This is a genomic window from Paenibacillus sp. yr247 (assembly GCF_900103825.1).
In the GTDB taxonomy this organism is placed as follows: domain Bacteria; phylum Bacillota; class Bacilli; order Paenibacillales; family NBRC-103111; genus Paenibacillus_E.
In genome coordinates, this window is record NZ_FNIF01000031.1 from 1 (window position 1) to 22539 (window position 22539).

Here is a 22539-nt window from a genome sequence, read left to right on the forward strand (position 1 = left end):
GATATTTTGCTGGACTCTCGCTCATTGTCTCACCAGTTGTTCAGCATGTATAAAGGTGATCTAGAGTGGGAGAAGGGAAGAGCTCTATTTGTTTCCATGGATTGCCGTGATCCGGCAACAGCTGATCATTCTTTGATTGTTGGATTCATCGCCTATCATTTAGTTAAAAGTATTCGTGTTACCTCCAGAGATGCTGATCGCATGTTTCTTGTCGGTTTCCTTCATGATATAGGTAAACTGACGATGCCGGATGACATCTTGAAATCTTCAAAGCGATTAAGCCCCGAAGAACGCGATTTGATCATTGATCACGTCCAGATTGGGTATAACGCTCTAAATGAGCTTGAATTCGGTCCAGATATTCTCCAGTTTTGTTTCAATCATCATGAGCGGCTTGACGGGAGCGGATATCCACTAGGTAGCTCAGATCACAGTGAAATTGGCCGTATTGCAGCGATTTCCGATATTTACTCGACGTTAAAATTACCCCGCAGCTATCGAGCGGATAGTTTCACCGATGAAGGAATAATAGAGTTTCTATATCAAAACAAAGGACAATTCGATAAAGAATATACTGGCATTCTCAAAGCCTTTCTACACAACCGTTCATCACTGCCAACAAGAAGTCGTATTCCTTTCATCGGTATTGCAAAATAGGAGGGTTAGTAATGGTATTAGGACAACTATCAATTGCTAAGGAAATTGAATCGGCTAAATTAACTCTCAACCTGGCCGCAGCCAATAATGGTTATGATTTTTCTGACCATGAACTACTACAACTCTCCCATAAATTGGATCAACTGATCATAGAATTTTACCGACTTCAAAAATCATATTGAAGGCACCGACCGTTTATTTCAACGCTCCTCATAATTAATCTATTACTATGGATAAAATAAAAACTTTAATTGTTTCTATAAAAACCGTACAATAGTAGAAAGGAAGTTCGCTAGTGGGAGGGAAGACTGTGAGTAAGACAGCTCAAAAATTTGTAGAACAAGAAACAAGTCAGTTAGTCCGCAAATTCGGTGGAACTCATAGATCCCCCGAATTAAACCAACTATTGGAGAAGGACTACCAGAGGATCGCCAAGCGACTTATGAAATATAAAATTTCCTCCTTAATTACGTTATATAACGAATCATGGGGAAGATATAATGAAATACGTGAAGTATCTCTTAGAACAAATGAAACAAAGGCACAAGTAGATCCGGAATTGGAGATATACGCCGAGTTCCAAACAGCTATTTATAAAACAGTCATTGAAATGAAGCGAGTTGAAAATCGTAGTCAGCCTAAGCACCCAATAGCAAATACATTAGTAGACTATGGATTATTTTCGGCCAGTACGCCCAACAAGTCGTCTATTCAAAAGGATTTTGGAAACACAATTGTTCAACAGCGAGAAGGTCTCAACAGCACCTTATATACGTACACAAATAAACATGCTGTGTTTCTGGAAAGTTTCGACGCAAAGGTCTTCATTGGTTTAACGAAAATGTGGTTTGACCAGGGAAAGAATCCTAAAATTAAGATTGAATCATTAGGTGAACTTATTAATTCATATGAGGGAATTATTTCAGGTGGCGAAATCAAGACTGTTCGAGAGAGCCTTAGAAATATCCAGCAAACAATCATTGTCATGAAGGAATGCTTCGACCCTAGTATAAGTGAAATTATTCAAGTTACTGATGAATATTCTCCTATTGAAAGGATCACTTGGTATTTGCGCAATGGTGAAAAAGAGGGTGAAGAAACTGCAGCAACAATTGAACTTTCTAACACCTTACATACTAGCATGCTAGAAGGTAACTATTCCTTCATAAATATGGTTCTATATAACGATTTAAACACACCAACAGCCAAGATCCTTTATATGACTATGATTCGTTCCGTTCAACTGAATTCTACACTGTTCGAAGTAGACAGTTTAATTAATCAATTGAGGATCAATAGTAAAGTTAGAAAAGACGCAGTGAACAATCTTTTGCAGGCCTTCGAAGAGCTTAAAGATAATAATATTGTGGATGATTTCGAACCAATACACGGGAAACGTAATAAAATTGAGTATATAAAACTCAAATTCTCTGACTGGTTTCAAAATCAAAAACATACTGAAACACTTAAAATCGGGTAAACACCCCGATTTTTTTTATTTTTTCAAAAAATTTTTTTAAGAAAAAATTCCATTCCCAGGGTCTCTACTCTGTTCAATGTAGGGTTTCTACTCCGCGTAATATAGGGTCTGTACTCCGCAAGATGTAGGGTCTCTACTCCGTATATTCAAGGGTCTCTACTCCGTTTGATTGAGGGTTTGTACTCCGTTTAATCGAGGGTCTGTACTCCGTCCTAGGGTCTGTACTCCGTTTAATGGGGTGTCTCTACTCCGTCCTAGGGTCTGTACTCCGTTTAACCGAGGGGCTGTACTCCGAAATCGGGGTTTGTACTCCGTTTATTCGAGGGTGTCTACTCTGTAAATTCAATGGTCTGTACTCCGTTTGAATGAGGGTCTGTACTCCGACCTAGGGTCTGTACTCCGTTCGAGTGAGGGTTTGTACTCCGTTAAACCAGGGGGCTGTACTCCGTTCATTGTAGGTGCTGTACTCCGACTTAGGGTTTGTACTCCGTTCATTGTAGGGACTGTACTCCGTTTGCCTGAATTTAACTTTCATGATAATGTCGAATAAGGGTGGAATTTGGTTTGTTTATCCATTTCAAACAATCAAATTCATCCCTAATGCAAAAAGCCTCCAATTTGGCGATTGGAAGCTTTAGAGATTTCGAGTAGTTTTAGCGAACTACCGAAAAATATTGTAGTAATCATGGTTGGCCCCGTGGATCCTGCAACAAGGAGTCTAGTAACTCTCGAAATTTTTAACCTTCGAGGGTCTGCTTTCTTATTGCCTGTATCTATTATATCAGATAACCTTCCATATTTTCAACGGAAAAATCAATAGAATGGAGGTGAATTTCATGATAATTCGAGATGAAGTAGCGGTAAGTCAAATCTTTTTGCAAGCCTTCTTTGAAATCGAAAAACATTATGCCGATAAATCGGAAAAGTTCCGGTTTCGCTCGTTTAAGGGTCAGCAAGTAGGGCGACTGAAAAATCATATTACAAAAGCCGACCTACAGTTGTTTACTACTGTTCAGAAGTATTGTAATCCATTTGGAAAACTTCGCGAAGGTTACAGTAAACACGAACTCTATATCCAACTGAAGAATCTTTACTGTGATAATGCTTGCAGTAAAGATCAGTTTTATGCTGCCTTTAATAAGTTTGTACTTCACAACCTTATTTCCGTGGAGATCGATTCGTTTACAAATGAAGAATTATATACATTAAACCAGTACGTTGATTCACAGACGGGGAAGGTAGGTTACCTATCCCTACTTCATCCTGTAGTCTTTACGGAAGCATTTAATGAAATGCCTATCTGTCAGCAAAAACTCTTCTATCAAGCTGTTACTCAGCAAGGCGGAAAGGAAAGATCCATCCAACGGAATTTGAATGATGGTTTATTTGAATTTCTGCATCGTAAGCAAGTGAATCAAGTTCGTGCGATCCTGGACAACCTTGTGGCTAAACCTATCTATGGTACTAAGCCTTTATTTGCTGCTGCAGAAATAAAGAAAAACGTCGTTGGTGGCTATAAAGCTGTATATAGGGTGCATTCAGATTTTATTATTCCTTATGTTTCCGGTCAGGGCGACGAATATCATGCTGAACTCCCATTTAAAAAGCGGTATCGCCGTATTGCACGCTTTATGAGAGAAGTAATGGCAGAATTAGGTATCGGTGAGTTTGAATTATTTAAGGAGGGGCGTAGCTTCTACCAGCTATTCCGCTTAGTGAAGGATAAAGGATTTTCCTACATTCGCACGGTACTTACTCGTATACGTGACATTCACAAAACTCATTTTGTATATCCTGATAATGTACTTGATTTCCTCAAAGATGAGATTCATAACAAATCAATGACCATCTTGCTGGCCATTGCACAAGAAACAGGTGTATATAAATTTATTGCTCCGTATGGAACAGATCGGCAGGAGCGCTTCAACGCATTCGGATCTTCCATGAAGGGAATCGACAAAGGAACCTTCCGCCGTTTGTGTAAATTAGCAGCACCGAAGTTGTTAAAAGAATATGGTGTTTCTCCTGTAGCCGGTGTAACTTCATACGTGAAAGTGCCGAAGCTGGACAATAGCTTAGATATGCCGCGGGTCCGACTAAAAGCCCTTCACTTTGAAAAATGTCCAGAAAAGTACCACGACCTCGAGTATAAAGCTGAATTCAAGCTTCGCAAGAATGAGCACCCATCTGCGATTACCAAATGGCTCTTGAAGGAAGTTGAGAAGTTGCCTACTTGGGAGCTGTTCGTGGATCCACCAAGGGACTTCCGACTTGAAGAATACCTCACAAATACAATACTTATTCACTCCGCTTCCTAAGCTCTCTTTTATTCAAAAAAGAGGGCCACTTGGCATGTCCTCATATTTCATCCATTTGTTTCCCACTCAACCCAGCGAATCTATTATTATGCATTTTTCAAATCATATAGTCCTTAATCATTATTTCTTACTCTACTATTCATATAAATACAGACATAATTCTATGGATATAATCCTTTACGGATGCTTATCTGCTTAAAATTCATAAATTAACGGACACTAAACTGTGCATAAGTCTATATTTCCGATCAATAGCAGCCAAGTGAGGCAGTGCAACAAATTCGGTTCTGCTTTCTTAGGAATGAATTCCGAATCTTTCTGTTATTTTATGAGTATTAAGAGTTTCGTCTGTTTCTTTTTATGAAAGGACTTCATGCGTCTGTTTTTATTCGTCGAAACACCGTCTAAAGCCTTACGGCTATTGAATTCTCATAAACCGTAATAGAATACTCTTTAATAGGTTTTATCTTTAATAGCTTTAATATTTATTATATATATAAAGGAATTAAACTATTCTCAATTCATTGTCTGATTTTCTTAATTATTTTTCTTAGGTTTTTTATTATTAATCGATAGATTAATATATTTGAACTCTTATATTGTTTGTGATTTTATCTTATGGTAGTATGAAACTAGAATTATTATTTTGCTCAATGTTGAGCTTGACTCCGAAGATAAAAGCCCTATGGGCGGCATGATCTTTTTAGTAGTAGGCATATAACTGTCTGTAGCTAAATAAGGTATCCGCACATGGGGCTTTTTTTGTTCCATTTGCGCTTTCAAGTCGAAGAATGTACGGTATTCCGATACCCTGCAATCTTCGGCTTTTTATTTATATATGAATTTAAATTTAACCCAAAGGAGGAAGTTAGATATGACCTCGAAAGACTCCCCAAGTTTGTTTGAAAGGTTAAATGCACCATTCCCTTACGAGGAGTATTCGGTGAATCATGACGGCTTTGTTTCAGTAAGTCCGCAGGCAACCTCAGACCGGCTCAATGAAGTGTTCGGGCCAGAAGGATGGAAACTAGAAGTGGCAGAGCAAATCGTGGATATGAACCTCTTCAGTGTATCCATATTGGGGAAAATCTCAATTAGGGACGAACGTGCTGAATGGATCGAAAAAGCACAGTTCGGAGACTCAACGATGGTCATTCAAAGAAGCAAAACAGAACCGACGGCTCAAGCCATCCTGGACTCCAAGAAAAAAGCGCTCTCTGATGCCATGAAAAAATGTGCATCCTTACTTGGAGTCGCCTCAGATGTCTATCGAGGTAGGTTTACGGTCGTCAGGAAAGACACCGTCGATTATAAACGGCTGCTCGTTGAATTCAAGCTTAACAGTAACTCTAAGCAGTTTAAGGAAGGCATTGTTCTTCTCCCTGATCACTACCAGGCCTACTATTTGGAAAAAGGATGGGAAGGACTTTTTGTTTCAGATTTTCACAAAGGTAACACCGGAGGGATTATCGGAGGCAGCGGTGGCCGAAATAATCGACAAACCGATCTCGATCGTCATGACGAAGCCATGGCCAATCTCAAATCAAAATATGAGGCAGGCAATGGGACTCTGAATGGATTTGAGGATTGGTTAAAGAAAATGCAAGATAAGGGACATACGTGTCCGCAAATGGATTACATCCTGCAAGATGCCATTAACAAAAAAGCGGAGAAGAGTACCACCAAGCATAGCGGTGCTACTGAACAACGCACAGCGAACTCGAATGACTCTTCCCCAAAAGGGAAAACTGAAGGTAATAATGCTTCTAGCCAGCAGCCTAATGAGGATACTAGTCTTGTTATGGAGTTTGCTGAGCTTCACGCTGAAGGGGAATCGGATCCTTACTATCGATTGACCTTTAAGCATAAGGGCATTCCGACCGAAATTATCGCTTGTGGCCCACTTGTTACCCAGATTGATAATTTGGACTTAAAAGAAGGGTCAAAATGCAAGATTCTTACCCGTGAAGCGAAAGGTAAGAATGTTCTGCGACAGATAAAACTAGTAAGCTAGTTGAATTTGAGCTGCAATGGATCGAAGATGGTGAAGAACAGGAGCCGGATACAAGAACCTGGCTCCTGCATCCCTTCACGTATCGCACATGTTTGATTTGCCGAATGAGTTACCAAAGATATTCTTAGGAGGTTGTAGATATGTCGGTCAAGGTTGTAGATATGCATGATAATTTTAAATGTGCCTGCGGCAATACGTCTTTTGGTAGCGGGTTTTTCCCTTGTGACAATGAAGGGAATTATGTGGAACCAGATTCAGACTGGATCGGTTACTACAAATGTGAAGCTTGTGGGCAGATTTATTCACCGGTGGAAAATGAACGTAGCAATGGCGATACAAAAAAGTAACGGCTATTGGAAGATAGTTTATAACGTTACCGTGAAAACTGTACGCTGAACCTGTAACCATTATTCAAGTTAGCTGCTCGTAATAATCGTGTGAATTAAGCGATAACCAACCAATTATTAGGAGGTAATTACTATTCTGAACCGTGTTATATTGATCGGGAGATTAACCCGCGAACCAGAATTACGCTATACTCCAGCTGGAGTCGCTGTTACTCAGTTTACTCTTGCTGTAGACCGTCCGTTTACGAACTCTCAATCGAAAGAGCGTGAGGCCGACTTTATCAATATCGTAACGTGGAGGCAACTCGCCGAGACGTGCGCGAACTATTTGCGTAAAGGTCGTCTAACCGCAGTGGAAGGCCGCATTCAGGTGCGCAATTACGACAACAATGAAGGTAAAAGGGTTTATGTCACTGAAATTGTTGCCGATAATGTACGTTTCCTTGAATCAAGCAATAGCGGTAATCGCGAAGAGGGTACGGGATCATCGAATTCAAACGCTGGCTATGGCGGCGGAGGCGATCGGCACGGCGGTGGAACACGCGAACAGCAGGATCCTTTTATTGATGACGGAAAACCGATCGATATATCTGACGACGATCTCCCATTTTAAGGAAATTATCCATAATATTACAATTAATCTTATTATTAAATTACTAGCGGCGATGAGTGGGAGGCTATCTATTCACCGTTCCCCACTCGTATGTGCTGCATAAGGAGAAAACATATGAACGTGATTAGTAAAGCAGCAGACGAAAATGAAAAAAATGAAGTTAAATCTTCTGATTCTTTTGCGGCATTTGTTTCTTTAAATCGTTACTTTACCCTTACTGAGTCCGCGAAACCTAGCTTGAAGCAAGCTGAAGTGGCTGTCCAATTTCTGTGCCAAATGTACGGTGCAAAGAACGAGGACGAGTTGTTTCAGCGTGGAGACAGTGATTTAATCGCAACGTTCAATGAGGTTAAAGCCAAGATTATGGCAGATGTTAGCTTAGAGCAGTAGGTATAGGTTATAGCAGTTCTTGATACTTTGTTGAGCCCAGAATGGGGACTAGGATTAGTCCCCCATTCAATAGGCCTGAAAATGAAACTCTTGAAAATGCTCCCCCTGGCGCAATTGTGATGTGCTTGGGGGATTTTTTTCTGTCGAAAACATGGAAATGAGGAATGAACAAAATGTATGTAACTCTTGATCAAGCAAGAAAAATATTTGAACCATTAGATCCTGCCATAGAAGTACAGTGCGTGCGGGATTCGATTAAAGAAAGACATATCAGCAATGTTGAAAATGCTGCAAACGTTGAACAGCTTTTGAATCTTTTGAAGAATCATATGCGTTTAATTAACCTTAGAGCAGAGTATAGAGATCATCAATGGAGACACTCATTAATCGACCGGATTAAATATCGTATGTGTTTATTGACCGCACGAGTGGACTGATGGCAAATTCCAGATCATTACGACGATCGGGAATCGTTGCCTCAACTTGTGTGGTGTTTTTCTACGAGAAGATTTGAAAATAACTATCAGAGGAGCTCATAACATTGAAAACCGTTATTATCCCTGACGACCGAGCAACAATGGATATATTGACTAGGGCCGTTCAAAAGGAGATCCACTGTTTATTTGAAACGATGAACCGATGTGATCTTAATGATACATTCCAAGCCAATATATACCGAATGGCAGAGGATCAGCTTAATCTATTGCAAAATATATGCCAGCAATTAGCAGAGGAATCCGGTGTCATGAATTTATTGGCTCATTAAACTGAAGTTAAGACTGAGCAGCATGCTCAAGGGAAGCAATTATTTTTTACAGGAGGATCTGCAGATGGCACATGATAAAACCATTGAGGCAAGAGGCGCAGCAAAGATGATGGAAGATTTCTACATGCATTATGGCCAGATGAAGAGATTGGAAAGCAAAACGGATTACATAAAGGACATCATTCGTAAGGAACTGGATCGAATGGATATCAAACGTGTTCAGTATGATGGTGTTGCTGGGAAGTATGTAGCTTGTAACGTTTATGAAACAAATCATGTCGCTCTTAACGACTACTTAAACGACATCGGAATTTTACCACATGTTGCCCAAATTGATTTGTCTCTCATTAAGGATTCTCCAGAAGACTTCATCGCAGTAGAACCCTTTTTGATTCCAGGACGCAAATATGTGCGTTTTTCACCAAATAAGGCAGGCAGGACACCTGAAGAGGACTTCTCACATTTAGGAGAGGATCCGCACCTGCTGATTAGTCAGTGGAGTTCTTCACGCCAGGAGCTAGTTTCTCTTGAGAAGAACTACGAAACATTAAAGAGAAAAATGCTGAAATGCAGTATACTGCAGCAGGAGCGTAAGTTACCTCTACATTATGGGTCTGTTTCTTTATTAGATGGGAAACCTTCCTTTGATTCGGAGGCAGTTTATGCAGCACTAGGAGATCACTTCCTCATTCAATATGGAAAAGTGGATATGGAACAGCTCGATAACTTTATCGCGATGGGATTTTTAAAAAAGATGGAGGTAGACCAATTCAGAAGACTTGTGGATGTCCGGTTGAGGTTTGTTCTCATCAGCGAGGAAGATGAAGCAAAGATGTTTGCTTACTTCCATGACAAGACACGAAGGTTATCAAAATTATCTATCGCTGGATAGACGCTTTATGCTATATTAGGAGTAGCCCATGACAACCTTTACAAAAGGTTGTGATTATTTGAAAATAGTGTCTTTGTTCGAAAATTCCACCGTTATGCTGGCTTTGCGCCACTATAATGAGTACGGCCCGTTTTATATTATCAAATTGAGACGGACCACTGGTGAGATTCTCAGCTCTCACCGAGTTGATACGCTACCGGTTAATTGGACAGAGGATTTTAAACAGGAAATTAAGGGAATTGCAGATCGTTTCATTGTCAATAGCAGTCGGAAAATTCAATGAAAGGAAGGCCGCTGATCAATCAGATCAAGTGGCCTTCCTTTATTTATTGGCAAACGTGCTTTTCTAAAAGCTACGTGTATGCTACACTCAAAGTGTACTTAACTAATTTGCTCTCTTGTTGAGCATGACTTTGAAGAACAAAACCCTATGGGTGGCATGAGTCCTTATTGAGGTCTGCCTATCTGTAGGTTTTTTTTGTTTCTACAAAAGTAGGCATTTTAACGCTATGAAGGTTTCTCGCTAATACGGGAAATTTTCATGGCGTTTTTTTATTTCAAAAGGAGGAAGAGAACAGATGAACAATCGTATCGAAAGTTTGCGTAAAGAGGATTATCTCAAAAGGCGTTTTCATGAGAAGGGACTCGATGAATTTCTTGCTGATTTAAAGGTTACCGTACATGAAGGAGATGCGTGGTATGAATTGTGGAAAAAGTACGTTCGTGCAGTAATCCGAAAATTCCGGTCGATTGAATTGTCACCCGAGCTTCTAAAACTGATTAGCAGTGGTCCCTGGCGTGTCAGATATCAACCTATGGATGACTTTGATGGCTATCCGAAGTTGGTAGAGGTGCTCGACTCTGTCCTTAAATTACGAAATGCAGCTGCCCGGGATAAGACGATCGTGAAAGTGATGTATGAAGTCGGTTCTAACTCGAACGAAGGTTTTTCTGTCCTAGGCCAAGAGATTCCCGAGAAGTATCATGCGGGTAGGTGGGGATGGAAGCCGCATCACTATCGGCTGTACGACATAAGGCGTTTATTAGCAACATGCTATGCAAACAATGCCTTTATCCAGTATGTGAAGGAGAACAAAGTTCATTTACAGCATAAGTTGGCGCTTGACCTGTCCGAGCGGTCTCAAATGGAGCAGGTTAGGTTCCGCGTTAATAATCCAGAAGTAAATCAAGACATGTTTCGACTAGCACAAGAGCATGGCTATATGTTCTGTGATGCCGAAGATGCGGAAGAGATAGAGGTATCGATTCCTCATGACCTGTACTATCTCACAGAGGATGATTACGGAGATTTCAAGGTAAACAGCGATGAAAAAGCTCGCCTCCTTCAGCAGGTTATGGTCCCTATGTTCATGAGAGATATGGCGTACCTGCAAGATGATGCTGAGCGGATCGCGGACTCTGTTCACGATTACAGCAGGGCTTGGCAGACGAAAAAAAATATCTCGCAAAAGGTTCAGCAACGTATGAAGGATAATGAATTCCTGTACTGCTATGGTGTAGTGGAGCTGGACAACGAAGTCGATTTGAAGAAATTTTCGGAACTTGAACAAGAGTTAAGGGAATTCCGAAAAAAGACCTATGTTCCCATTTCAAAGGATCATTCTTTCCGCATTCGAAAGCTGGGGAATTACCGAGCATTGGGCGTTTATTTTCCCTTATATCAAGCTACGATTATTGATCTGGACGGTCCGGATGCATTTGCACACGAGTTGTTTCACCAAACTGATTATTCGACGCGCGACGATGGGAAATTGCTCAGTGAACAAGCGGACTTTTTCCCAGTGTACTCAGCGTATGCGAAAGCTGTAAGGAAAAGGATCAATGAACTGCCTGATAGCGATCCATTCGTAGCCCAGTGGTTCGGAAAGACCAAGTACAATGCGGACTACTATCTACGAAATACCGAAGTATTTGCAAGAAGCGGTGAGCTGTATCTACATGAGATACTTGGGATTCGCTCTTCGTTTCTGCAAACGAATTACGATTCACCCGTTTATCCAAAAGATGAGGCATTTTTGAGCGTAGTGAGGCGCTATTTTGATCGGATACTTCCTAAGCCGCTGAACGTTGATGAAGAAATAGAGGCACATTCACGAGTTGCAGCATCAATAGAGCAGGTAGAATGTATCCAATTTACGGATTTTGGAGGTGCAATAGAGCAACTCTGGTTCCAATTTTAGGTTAAATACATAAGGGGTGAGTGCGTGTTAAGAACCTACAAATACCGCTTATATCCAACAAAAGATCAAAGGAAGCAAATCGAGTTTACATTGGAGCGATGTCGGTTGTTATACAATCGATTGCTGGAGGAACGAATCGTTGCCTATAAAAGCCACGGCAAATCGCTATCCTACTTCGAGCAAGCAAATACATTTAACGAACGTAAGAAACACATTCCCGCTATGAAGCAAGTTCATTCTCAAGTCTTGCAGGATGTGGCCAGAAGGCTCGAAAAAGCGTATCAATTTTTCTTTCGTCGGGTCAAGCAAGGTGAGACTCCAGGATTTCCACGATTTAAGCCAAAGCAGAGATATGACAGCTTCACTTACCCGCAAGGTGGCTATGTGTTGCAAGGTAACAAGCTGAAACTCTCCAAAATCGGTGTGGTCAAGATCAAGCTTCATCGCTCCCTGGAGGGTAGTATCAAAACGTGTACAATCATCATGAAAAACAGCTGTTACTATGCTTGCTTTTCATGTGAAATGGAGTTAGAGCCCCTGTTACCCTCCCAAGAACTAATCGGTGTTGATCTTGGATTGAAGCACCTTGCCATTACTTCGGAGGGGGAAACATTTATGGCATCCAAACATTACCGGCACAGCGAAAGAAAGTTAATCCAACTCCAGCGGTCTGTTTCCAGAAAGAAGAAAGACTCCCATCGCCGGAAGAAAGCTGTTCAGGTCCTTGCCAAGCAGTATGAAAAAGTCGCCAATCAACGAAAAGATCATGCCCACAAGGTTAGCCGAAAGCTTGTGAATCGCTACGGCCTGATTGCCATTGAACAGCTTAACGTTCAGAGCATGATCCAAAATCGCCATCTGGCCAAGAGCATTGCGGACACGGGTTGGAGCCAGTTTGTACAATACATCGTCTACAAGGCTGAAAGTGCCGGTAGAGTGGTTGTCCAAGTGGATCCGCGGGGCACAAGCCAGCAATGTTCGGAGTGTGGTAACATCGTGAAGAAATCCCTAGCCGAGCGCATTCACCGATGTCCTTGCGGTTACACAGGTGATCGGGACATCAACGCCGCAAGAAACATTCTTCAGCGTGCGTTACAAGTGTCGTAGCCAACAATCCAACATCGGCTCGGACGGAGCCTTCAAGGAGAGCTGAGGTTACGAAGCTCGATGATCTGAGAAGCCCATCGGCTTTGATGGGAGTCGTCACAATCTGGTTCAGTTTATCGTTTATTGATCAATGGATTGTCGAGGAACACAGTAGAATGAGTAAAGAAGAAATATTCGTTTTGATGCCCGCATAAAAAAGGAGCAGTCCTGCTTTTAAGCGGGCTGCTCCTTTTTTGTATTCCTAGCATGTTTGAAAACGTAATCGGGAACCAGATTCTTTTCCAGATCGTAGTTCACTTTGATTCTCGCGCGTTCGAGCGGAACGCCTTCGAACACCCAAGCCATGATTAAGAGCTTTTCATATTCGCTTTCCGGCCCGCTCATGATTTGCTGATAAGTCTCCGGGGGAAAGGCATCATGAAAAAATGAGAAGTCTTTATCATCTAGAATCGGACCACCTTTAAGATAAAGTTTCTTGTAGTCTCGTAGACTTGGATTTTTCTTTGTCCGAATTACGTGGTTTGGGTCATCCTTTCCTGTGACTCTTTTATAATTCTCTACGATACTTTTCCAGGTGACTACTAGAAAAATCGTAAACGATATGAAAAACAAGACCACACTTTTAGAGTCTGTATCGGAGATTAACCATCTGTTGCTAAACAAATGCAGGCTTACGAGTAATTTCATGACCTTATCTGAAAAGAAAAACGAGGGAAACCCAGCAAGAAGGAAAATTAAAATTCCTCCGGAGGAATTAATAAACAGAGGCCCATTGAAATAGGTGAACCCATACACAATAACAAACACAAAGGGCAAGGCGATAGCCCCTCCGAAATTATTAAGTACATTAGCGATTAGGACAACTACGGGATCAAGCATATTTAGCACCTTCATTCGTGAGATAGATTTGGATACTATCAGTATAGTACATGTAATAATATGGGTCAATACCCTTTATTTTCATGTTTATTAATCTCAGTTTATATGTATTGTCAATCGTTCATCTTTCCATTAGAATGAATATAGGAAAACATGTAAATATGGATGGTTCTCATCTATCATTATTACGGAGCGGAAGACGCGAAATCAATACCCCTTAGGGGTTTGGTTTCGCGTCTTCTTTACTTTCTAGGAGGTGAAAAGGTAGTCTGCTCCGATACATCCCAAATAAAAAAAGTGAGGTTGAATGTTCATGTTAAAAAAACGTAATGGCATAGTCTCGTTCTTACTGGTTATCGTCCTAGCATTTTCCTTTTTCACGACGATAAATGTCGCCTTCCATCCTGCACCTGCTTATGCTGACAGTCTTAATGATGCAAAGTTGGGAACTACTACAGGTGATACTGGCATCAAGGATATCACTAGCGAATTAAAAAAGTGGATTCTTAACTTGCGTATTGTGGGTGCTGTTTTAGCGGTATTCGGTATTGTAATCGGCGCCATCATATTCTCTCTGGCGATCGGAAACGCCCAAAAAAGGTCGGTTGGTACCGGAGCCATCATTTCCGCCATTGTTGGGATCATTATTATCGCAAAGGCGCCGACGCTAGCGGATTACTTCATTACGCAAGCGCAGGCAACTACACCTTAACAAAATCGGTCTTTCACCGGCCCCTACCGAGTAGGGGCTTTACATATCTCTTTTAATAGGAGGGATTCAACATGCGAGCCTTATTACCTTTCGATACGGAAAATGAACGAAGACCGGTTAAACTTTATGAATGGAGCTTTTCTTGGAGGCAGACGGCATACCTCGGAGCGACACTCTTACTCACCTTGCAACTTTGCCAGTGGGTGTACGTAGATTCCTTTGGATTTTTAATTAATCTACTCTTTTGGGTAATGTGCCTCCCAGTATCTGTACCGTTCTTGCTCTTTGCTCTGATGCGTCATCCTCAAACCGGTTACTTTATGGATCGACATCTATGGTATCGAATCCGACATAGAAAAACACAAAGCGGAGTTTGGAGGGGATAATTCGTGTGGGATTTATTTATGTATGCGGCTATCGGTATTTGCGTACTCGTTCTTTACCGTGGGATCAATGGAAAGAGTATCGTCCCAAACTTGGGAGGGAGCAAAAAAAAGGCTAAAACCAATGATCACAGCAGTGAGGTAGCTGTACGAAAAATCGAAGGGGAGTATCAGGATTTACTCAATATTAAAGCTCTCCATAATAACTTGATCGAATTGAAGACTAGTAGTAAGGATCTGCGTTCGTTTGTGGGCGCCGTGGCTTGTGAGCCCATCAATTATGCGCTGCGATCTTACGAGGAGCAAAAGCAAACGGATGAATCCTACGAGCACTTGTTGGCAAGTCTGTCTCTTGGTCCGGGGAGAGAAGTAAACATTGCGACCCATATACATTCACGACCAATCGAGCTTACGGATCAGCTGAAACAATACCATGAAACTTTTCCAAGTCTTGATCCGATTGCACAAAGATATGCCCAAACCATGTTCTTTCCTTTCATGGAACAGTGGCAAAGTCAGGTAGAGGAATACGACTACGCCCGATATTTCTTAGTGATTTTGGATTATAACGACAAACTTCTAGGTGATCTTGATGAAGAATCTATTCTTCTCAAAGTACGAAATGAGTTTGGACGGCTTGCCAGCAGTATTATGAGCAATTATTCGCGCATGGGTGGTATTTCAGAAATATGTGACCAGCGCATGATCCTTGAAGCTCTTTACTTTGCTACGCATAAGAAAACTGGGAGTATCGAGCGCTTTAGAAAATTGGTAGATAGCGATAATCCATTGTCACCATTTATAGGCAGTACCTACGAGAGAGATTCATATCGGTATATGGAAGAGGAGGACGAGAAATACGATGCTCAAGCCGAAGAAATGGTTAAGTAAGCTTAAACCAGGTAAATTAGATGAAAATAAGGACATAAACGGACCATCCTCCGAGAGCTATGATCTACCGACTTCATCTTCCTTTCTGAATCATCTGAAATTAAATGGTCACGCCATTCCAGGCGGCCGACGTGATATTGGCTACCAAAGTGAAGGTGCCGTTAGTAGCTATCCGTTCAGATCGTTCATTCTTCGGTTTGGGACAACCACACTGACAACGGGTGCACTGGATACACTGTATCGCGCTGGAGCCGTCAACGTAACATTTTATATGACCAAATTAACAAAGAGTCAGGCGGTCAAGCTTTATAAGGCTGCTGCGACCGATGAAGGTGCGCGACTTGTTAATATGCTCAAAAGCGGTAACGACATCGAGGCGGCAGATGCCCAAAAATCAATGAACGCTGCTAAGCGTCTCCTTGAAGAAATCTCAGATGGCTACAATGATGGATTCCTCGGTGCTTGTGTGGCCACAGTTTATGCACCAGATGAGAAAACCTTAGATAACATTGGCATGCTAATCCAAGATGATTTAATTGGTAACGACCATAACTTACGGGTATTATTCGACCGTCAGCGGGACGGATGGCTTTCGACTTTGCCCGTTGGCAATAACTTGTTTCGTGAAAAAGGGGATCGTCGATTCTTTGACCGGACAGCACTTGTAGCGGCATCTCCCTTTTACTCATCGAAGATTCCGTATAGCGGAGGTGTTCCGCTAGCCGTTAATAAACATACTTTTACCATGGAATTTTTGAACGTTTTCGCCAAGTATCTTGATTCCTATACGAGCCTTATTGTCGGCTCCAGTGGAAGTGGAAAGAGTTTTAGCAATAAGTATATTACCTCCTCACAGGTACTTTTAGGCTATCGAATCTTCTCGATCGACCCGGATGGAGAAAATGGCCCAATATGCAGATTGATGGGCGGAAGAGAGGTTGAAGTTCGGGAAGGCAGCGAAGTATGCATCAACGTTTGTGCGATTACAGAGGAGGAAATTGAGAAGACATTAGCTAATGGACGGCGTGTTACGGAAGTTATCGTTCCTATTGGAGCAAAAACTGGTCAACTTCTCAAATTCTACGATAAGTTAGCTGGCGGAATGTCTGCAGAAGAGAAACAAATCATCAAAGAGGCTATCAAGGACGTATTTACGGATTTTGAAATCACCAAAGAACCAGATTCTCTGTATGAGAATGAAAAGATAGCAATACGAACTGAACATGGCGGGATTGAGTATCGCAAAAAGCGTAAGCGTGAAATTGAGTTGCGTGACATATATCAGCGAATTATGGTTAACTGTACGATTAATTCGGATCTGGAGAAATTAACGTATGGCGAAATAAAGGATACCTATGCGGAACGCATTCTGCGAGTTCTACGCGGTTACCTACGGGATTATCCGGATGGAAAACTCCTTGATGGGCAAACCAATTTTGGTGACGGAAAACCGATCGATAACATGCTCGACAATGTGTGCTGGATCAATTTTAATCTCAAGCCTATTGAGGGAAGCGATGTCTATGATCTCATGAACTATATCATTACGACTCAAGCGTGGGAGTATTTCATTAAAAGACCTTCCTTACGGAAGTATAGAAAGCGAGTCAAACTTGAAGAAGCATGGCGGCAAAAACGGATTCCTGGCGGGATGGAATTCACGGAAGATATGGCCAGAAGATCAAGAAAATATAACGGTGGAATAGATATCATCACTCAGGACCTAGCACCGTTTTTAGATGATCCAAATGGGGTTGCCGTAGTCAAGAACGCGACAACAGCTCTGTTCTTACGTATCGGTCAAATCTCGCTCGAGGAGAAGCAAAATCTCAAATCAATCTTCAACTTCTCCGAGGGGGAATTGGATGTCATTTGTAGGAAGCCTCCAGAGTCTGAGAAAGATGACAGTAAGGGTGAGGGGATTTTACGAGTCGGCGGAAGTTCGGCCTATGTGAAAGTTACCGTGTCCGACGAGATGCGTTCATTTATTGACACTGATCCGGCATATCTCCAGTCTCATGGACTATTACCGGAGATTGAGGAATTGGATGTTTTAGAGGAGGCCGGTGTATGAGGAGAAAGTTAATCCGGGTGATTACCCTCGTTATCCTCATCATGTCAATTTTGGCGCCATCTCAGGCTTTTGCAGCACCACTTACCTCTGTCGGGCCACATATGTATTTAGATGGTGACCCATGGTACGTGAAGATGATTTCAACGTTAATTGATACCATCCTCAAGGTGTTCGGAGGTATACACGAACCTGCCGATCATGTATTCTATTGCTCTACCTTTAGTACGGACCCCATTGGTCCCTCGGTCGATGGGAGTGTAAATCGCCCTGGATGTGCAGATAAAGTATGGGGGTTCGTTACCCAAGATAAGTTTGACCATGTCTTACGGCGTGGCTTCGTCATTTTCAGTTTCGCCATCACATTCATTATTACAGCTGCCTTTATCAAGGTTGGTATCCTGTCTTCAACGAGACAATTATCCTCAACACTGAAAGTGGAGACCACGGAGACACTGATTAAGTGCTTGGTCGGACTCATCCTTATCGCCAACTTCTTTAATATTACAGGAACGCTTTTTAAAGCAAATAATATGGTCGTCAGCGTTATTTATCAGGATATTAAAGCGCCATTAGATTTGTCCAGCACGGATCCCTCTTTAAATGGTAATATGACGTCCAAGGTTCCGACCGATAGTAGAGTAAAGTTGAATGATTTCGCTAAAGATCAAAGCGGTCTAAATCAAGTCATTGTTAAGCTTGCAACTACCGGATTAAGTATATGGTGGGAAGTTTTTTATCTGCAGCGATTTATGTTCATTGCCCTTTTGATCGTACTTGCGCCGCTCTGGATTGCTGTTATGTTCTATCCCATGTTGCAGTCGATCACGATGGCTGCATTCAAGGAACTCTGGTCACAAATCACTGCTCAAGCGATCCATGCGGGATTGTTTTGGCTCTACTTTAATCTTTTTGACAATAACCTTGATTGGTTTCACGTTACGGTAGCCATGGCACTCTTTATCCCTCTATCGGAGTCAGTTCGTTTTATTTTTGGAGCGACTTCCGAGACAGGTTCCAAACTGGCAATGGCGGGGACAGCTGCTGGCCTTGGATCGTTACTTCATGCGGGTCGCGCTATTTCAGATGTGAGAAATGGATTTTCGGCTGTTAAACAACTCGCTTCGGGTAGTGCAGAGAAACAGACGGCGACAACGGAAGGGACTCCAGGATCATCTCCCTCGACGAATATCGGTCGACACATACTGGGGGCTGGAGGAACTTCATCCAACAAAGGTGCCTCTGTACCTGGTGGAAGCCCGAATGGTTTTGCAAGCCGCATGAGAATGGGCGGAGAAATTGCATCGGGACTTGGTGCAGCAGCCATGCGATTTGCGGGTCAATCGATGGGAGTTGGCCTTGGGCCAATGGCTCAAAACATATTTGCAGAAGCTGGCTCAGCAGTTGGCGAGGGAATTGGATACCGCGTTGGTGCTGGCGCCGTTGCCGGGACTCAAGGTGCTGCTGATTATAAACGAAATGTACAGGAGCATTACAAGGAAGCCAAGGAACAGATGGAGCAAGATCCTCGTTATAAGAACAGCGATCCTGCAACGAAGGCAGCTTTAAAAGCCGCACCAGCTGTTTCATCGGCAATTAAAGGCTTCGGTGGAGGTACTGCTGGAACCGATGATCCAAAGCTTCAACCATCTTATCAGCGTCAAGCTGCGGAGAAGAAGTTAGGGGCGGTAGCGGAGACGTTATTCGGACGCGGGGGTTATCAGATGGGAGAGGCTTTTGCTAAATCGCGAATTGCCGGTACTACATTAGCCCCTCAAAATTTTACCCCGGATCAATCTGTTTTCACAGTGGAAACGAGAGATGGAAGTTTTTTAGCTACGGAGGAGGATGGTTCCTTCAGACGTATCTCCAATATCCATAGAGGGAATTCCTCTCTACAATCAGGACAAATGGTTGCTAAAGAATACAAGGCACATAAGGAAAATGGAGAACCCTTTTCATTTAAACCAAACATGATATCTTCCCTAACAAAGCCTGGTGCGCTTGAAGAAGCACCTGCCTATACTTTTAATTCAGAGGGGCAAAAGTTGGAGTATCAAGGTAAGACAGCCAACCCAATTAACTTTATGGAGAAGGGTAGACCGTCAAACCATATCGATCTTCGCCGGCGAAATGTCAGCGTACCTTCGCTTATTCGAAAACCATGAATTTTGTTAAGGCCAGTGCGGCTTCGAGACAACTTTGAAGCTCAACAATAGTTGAGCTTCTCTGTTTTTGGAAGGAGGTATTAAAGCTAATTTTATGCAAGATTTCTTTCGTGGTGATCTATCTTCGGCTGCCAAAGGTATCGGTAATGTTATTTCGAGAAAATTAAAAGGGGCCGCAAAGAATGCTCTGAAAAAAATAGCAAAAAAGGCACTCAAAGCGATAGGCAAGCTGATCCTCAAATTATTAGTCAAGATTGGGCTCTATTTCGTTACATCATTAGGCTTACCATTGATCGTTTGCTTGATCGCCGGTGGCGGGTTGATATTTGCTGCTTATGAGCTTGGGTGGTTTGGTTCGGCCGATGATACAGCGAAGATCAATAAAGAGTATGATGAGGCCATCATTGAGACGACTCCAGATGAACTAGCCCAATATCGTCCGCCCAAGCTCGTCATTCAAGCAATCGATAATATGCGGATTACGCTTAAGAATTTAGATCTGACCGATATTGACCCGAAAATTGCAGACCTATTGAAACCTGATTTTACCTATAAAACTTTCTATGATGAACATCGAAGTACCACAAGCCACACCCATAAAGATGGAACGACGGACTCCTCGGAAAGTTCCTATAATACACCGAGGAAATTATTGGTTCACGTACATACTTGGAATCGGGATATTGATATTACCTATCACCAGAAAGTGGTGTCAGGGGGGCACTCCGATTCGTATGGAGATGGGGAGTCCTCATTTTACTCCTATACCGACATTACCTGGGAACAAGATGAGGGCTGTGTGATGACTTCTGTCCCAAGCTCGGGAGGGAGTGGTGTTGTACTTTCCGGAAGCGGCAATCTAACCAATCCATTTTTTAATACGTTTGGTCCGGATGCGTTATCTAATGAGATACAAAGTGGAATCCCAGCGGCGATTACTTTAGCCCAAGCTGCATTGGAGTCTGGTTATGGGAAATCAGCTCCAGGTTACAATTTTTTCGGCATCAAAGCGGATTCCAGCTGGACAGGTGCTACACAGTTATTATGGACGACGGAGGAAATTGGTGGGGTACGGGTGCCAGTACAAGCACTATTTCGGGCATACCCTTCTGCGCAAGCTTCCTTTTTAGATCACTCGAAGTTTCTATTAATGAATGGTCGTTATCAGATCGCCCTTCAAAAGAAGAATCCGTATGAATTTGCAAATGAGTTACAAGCAGCAGGCTACGCAACAGATAACCAATACAGTAACAAATTGAAGCAGATCATCCATGATTATAACTTAGCGGCTCTTTTTGATCGGGATAAGGGCATTGATGCAAGTACCGGACAGCTTTATCCAGATGTAGGTTTTGTTGGGGGGACGAGCTTCTGTGGTACACCCAACTTTTCGAAGTTTGATGGTGCTATGACGAAGTTTGGATTTACCGCTAGTGATGCGGAGATTGTGTTTGAAGCACTGAACAATCATGATTCATCTTTACTCGCCGGGTATAACGGATTGTTCTTAGGTGCTTTTTCCAATACAGGAGCTGGGTCCGTGCCGACAAATTTTCCACCATCGAATCAAACCACCGGTGATGGAACCATGATTTGGCCAACGGCAACTAATTTGACGATCACCTCTGGTTTTGGAGCTCGAACAGATCCCGTTACAGGAAAAGCTGGTGCTTTTCATGAAGGATTCGATATCGCACCTAATCATGGTGACCCTAATGATTATCCGATCTATGACATCAAGGATGGCACCGTAGACGAGGCCGGCTGTAGTAATGATGGTTATGGTTGTAAAGTCGTTATTAGCCACGGAGGAGGGCTACAGACGCTTTATGGGCACCTGAAGGACGGAAGTATTCAAGTTCATAAAGGCGATTCTGTCAAGCAGGGGAAGGTGATAGCACTTATGGGCAGCACCGGAAAGTCTACAGCACGTCACCTGCACATCTCTGTGATCGTCAATGGGGCGTATGTAAATCCGGCCCAATTCTTAACACCTAATCATTAAGAAGGACGTGGAAGCGATATGAGAATGATCAAGTATCTCATTATTGCCTGGCTGGTACTGCTTCTGGCTGTATTGGTGATTCCTCGATTGGTGAATCACAATAAGCTTGGTAACCCTATTCCTCAAGCAAACACTGAGAAGAATGCTGAACGTAAGAAGCAATTCCCACAAAACCATGAAGAGATCGATGCCGTAAAAGATACCATTGCGCATTTTTTGGATTCTATCAATAACGGAGATATCGAAACTGCAGTAAGCTATATTGAGCCTAATTATACCTTCACTTTATTTGCTGAAAAAAAAGGTACTGCTCGGGATGTGGTTTTGAAACAATACGTTACCCTCTTCGAACCCAAGCAACTCGTCAGTGTGAATGGGATCACCATTACTTCAAACCGTACAGGCTACTCCTGCAAAGTGAATGTCACGTTGAGTGGCAAAAGTGATGAAGTGTTCTCTATCATCGCAATACCTATGACGAATGATGAGGGGATCGGAAAAGTGTGGTATTTTAAAGATATTACGAGAGAATAGATATGCTTCTGCATATTGCATCAGTTATTGCAGCAATAACTGATGGTAATAGCAAAAAAGAGTGGAAATGAGGGAGTTGCATTTATGATTCAGCTCAGTTTGATTTCATTA

Annotated in this window: 22 protein-coding genes; 21 read left to right on the top strand and 1 reads right to left on the bottom strand. The window is 42.3% G+C overall.

What is annotated here, in order from left to right; all coding sequences use genetic code 11:
* From BLT91_RS26910 to BLT91_RS26975, 14 genes are all read left to right on the top strand, one after another.
* Positions 1 to 657, top strand: a 657-nt coding sequence (locus BLT91_RS26910; RefSeq protein ID WP_141225088.1) for an HD-GYP domain-containing protein, incomplete at its 5' end; no start/stop codon positions are given.
* Between the two features lie 11 nt (positions 658 to 668).
* Positions 669 to 839 carry a Spo0E family sporulation regulatory protein-aspartic acid phosphatase gene (locus BLT91_RS26915; protein ID WP_090826907.1) on the top strand — a complete coding sequence of 57 codons (171 nt, stop codon included), beginning with the start codon at positions 669 to 671 and terminating at the stop codon, positions 837 to 839.
* A gap of 128 nt (positions 840 to 967) precedes the next feature.
* Entirely contained in the window at positions 968 to 2137 is a 1170-nt protein-coding gene (locus BLT91_RS26920) for a hypothetical protein (protein WP_090826909.1), read from the top strand.
* Between the two features lie 836 nt (positions 2138 to 2973).
* Entirely contained in the window at positions 2974 to 4455 is a 1482-nt protein-coding gene (locus BLT91_RS26925) for a hypothetical protein (RefSeq protein WP_090826911.1), read from the top strand.
* A gap of 874 nt (positions 4456 to 5329) precedes the next feature.
* Entirely contained in the window at positions 5330 to 6469 is a 1140-nt protein-coding gene (locus BLT91_RS26930) for a Rad52/Rad22 family DNA repair protein (RefSeq protein ID WP_175532541.1), read from the top strand.
* Between the two features lie 140 nt (positions 6470 to 6609).
* Positions 6610 to 6816, top strand: a complete 207-nt coding sequence (locus BLT91_RS26935) for a hypothetical protein (RefSeq protein WP_090826914.1) — start codon at positions 6610 to 6612, stop codon at positions 6814 to 6816.
* A gap of 133 nt (positions 6817 to 6949) precedes the next feature.
* The gene (gene ssb / locus BLT91_RS26940; RefSeq protein ID WP_090826916.1) at positions 6950 to 7429 is read left to right on the top strand and encodes a single-stranded DNA-binding protein; all 480 of its coding nucleotides are present in this window, start codon (positions 6950 to 6952) and stop codon (positions 7427 to 7429) included.
* Positions 7430 to 7543: 114 nt separating this feature from the next.
* Complete coding sequence (locus BLT91_RS26945; RefSeq protein WP_090826918.1) at positions 7544 to 7819, top strand: hypothetical protein; 276 nt, start codon at positions 7544 to 7546, stop codon at positions 7817 to 7819.
* A 164-nt stretch (positions 7820 to 7983) separates the two neighbouring features.
* Positions 7984 to 8256 carry a hypothetical protein gene (locus BLT91_RS26950; protein WP_141225089.1) on the top strand — a complete coding sequence of 91 codons (273 nt, stop codon included), beginning with the start codon at positions 7984 to 7986 and terminating at the stop codon, positions 8254 to 8256.
* A gap of 104 nt (positions 8257 to 8360) precedes the next feature.
* Positions 8361 to 8585: a hypothetical protein gene (locus tag BLT91_RS26955; protein WP_090826922.1), complete on the top strand. Its 225-nt coding sequence runs from the start codon at positions 8361 to 8363 to the stop codon at positions 8583 to 8585.
* A 64-nt stretch (positions 8586 to 8649) separates the two neighbouring features.
* Complete coding sequence (locus tag BLT91_RS26960; protein ID WP_090826924.1) at positions 8650 to 9477, top strand: hypothetical protein; 828 nt, start codon at positions 8650 to 8652, stop codon at positions 9475 to 9477.
* A 28-nt stretch (positions 9478 to 9505) separates the two neighbouring features.
* Complete coding sequence (locus tag BLT91_RS26965) at positions 9506 to 9760, top strand: hypothetical protein (RefSeq protein ID WP_090826927.1); 255 nt, start codon at positions 9506 to 9508, stop codon at positions 9758 to 9760.
* Between the two features lie 295 nt (positions 9761 to 10055).
* Positions 10056 to 11678, top strand: a complete 1623-nt coding sequence (locus BLT91_RS26970) for a hypothetical protein (RefSeq protein ID WP_090826929.1) — start codon at positions 10056 to 10058, stop codon at positions 11676 to 11678.
* A 24-nt stretch (positions 11679 to 11702) separates the two neighbouring features.
* Positions 11703 to 12785, top strand: coding sequence for an RNA-guided endonuclease InsQ/TnpB family protein (locus BLT91_RS26975; protein WP_090826931.1), 1083 nt, complete (start codon positions 11703 to 11705; stop codon positions 12783 to 12785).
* A gap of 213 nt (positions 12786 to 12998) precedes the next feature.
* Here BLT91_RS26975 and BLT91_RS26980 read toward each other — a convergent pair whose 3' ends face one another.
* The gene (locus tag BLT91_RS26980) at positions 12999 to 13664 is read right to left on the bottom strand and encodes a hypothetical protein (protein ID WP_090826933.1); all 666 of its coding nucleotides are present in this window, start codon (positions 13662 to 13664) and stop codon (positions 12999 to 13001) included.
* A 313-nt stretch (positions 13665 to 13977) separates the two neighbouring features.
* On the opposite strand from BLT91_RS26980, the gene BLT91_RS26985 reads away from it, so the two are divergent.
* The 7 genes from BLT91_RS26985 (at position 13978) to BLT91_RS27015 (ending at position 22428) form a co-directional block, all read left to right on the top strand.
* Positions 13978 to 14376: a hypothetical protein gene (locus BLT91_RS26985; RefSeq protein ID WP_090826935.1), complete on the top strand. Its 399-nt coding sequence runs from the start codon at positions 13978 to 13980 to the stop codon at positions 14374 to 14376.
* A gap of 71 nt (positions 14377 to 14447) precedes the next feature.
* Positions 14448 to 14762: a PrgI family mobile element protein gene (locus tag BLT91_RS34040; protein WP_090826937.1), complete on the top strand. Its 315-nt coding sequence runs from the start codon at positions 14448 to 14450 to the stop codon at positions 14760 to 14762.
* Between the two features lie 3 nt (positions 14763 to 14765).
* Complete coding sequence (locus BLT91_RS26995; RefSeq protein WP_090826939.1) at positions 14766 to 15650, top strand: hypothetical protein; 885 nt, start codon at positions 14766 to 14768, stop codon at positions 15648 to 15650.
* Entirely contained in the window at positions 15622 to 17724 is a 2103-nt protein-coding gene (locus tag BLT91_RS27000; RefSeq protein ID WP_090826941.1) for a VirB4 family type IV secretion system protein, read from the top strand. The genes BLT91_RS26995 and BLT91_RS27000 overlap by 29 nt, the downstream gene beginning before the upstream one ends.
* Positions 17721 to 19889: a hypothetical protein gene (locus BLT91_RS27005; RefSeq protein WP_090826943.1), complete on the top strand. Its 2169-nt coding sequence runs from the start codon at positions 17721 to 17723 to the stop codon at positions 19887 to 19889. Before BLT91_RS27000 ends, BLT91_RS27005 begins: the two co-directional genes overlap by 4 nt.
* Before the next feature lie 94 nt (positions 19890 to 19983).
* On the top strand, positions 19984 to 21894 hold the full coding sequence (locus tag BLT91_RS27010; protein WP_090826945.1) for a glucosaminidase domain-containing protein: 1911 nt from the start codon (positions 19984 to 19986) through the stop codon (positions 21892 to 21894).
* An 18-nt stretch (positions 21895 to 21912) separates the two neighbouring features.
* Entirely contained in the window at positions 21913 to 22428 is a 516-nt protein-coding gene (locus BLT91_RS27015) for a hypothetical protein (RefSeq protein ID WP_141225091.1), read from the top strand.
* Positions 22429 to 22539 lie beyond the last annotated feature (111 nt).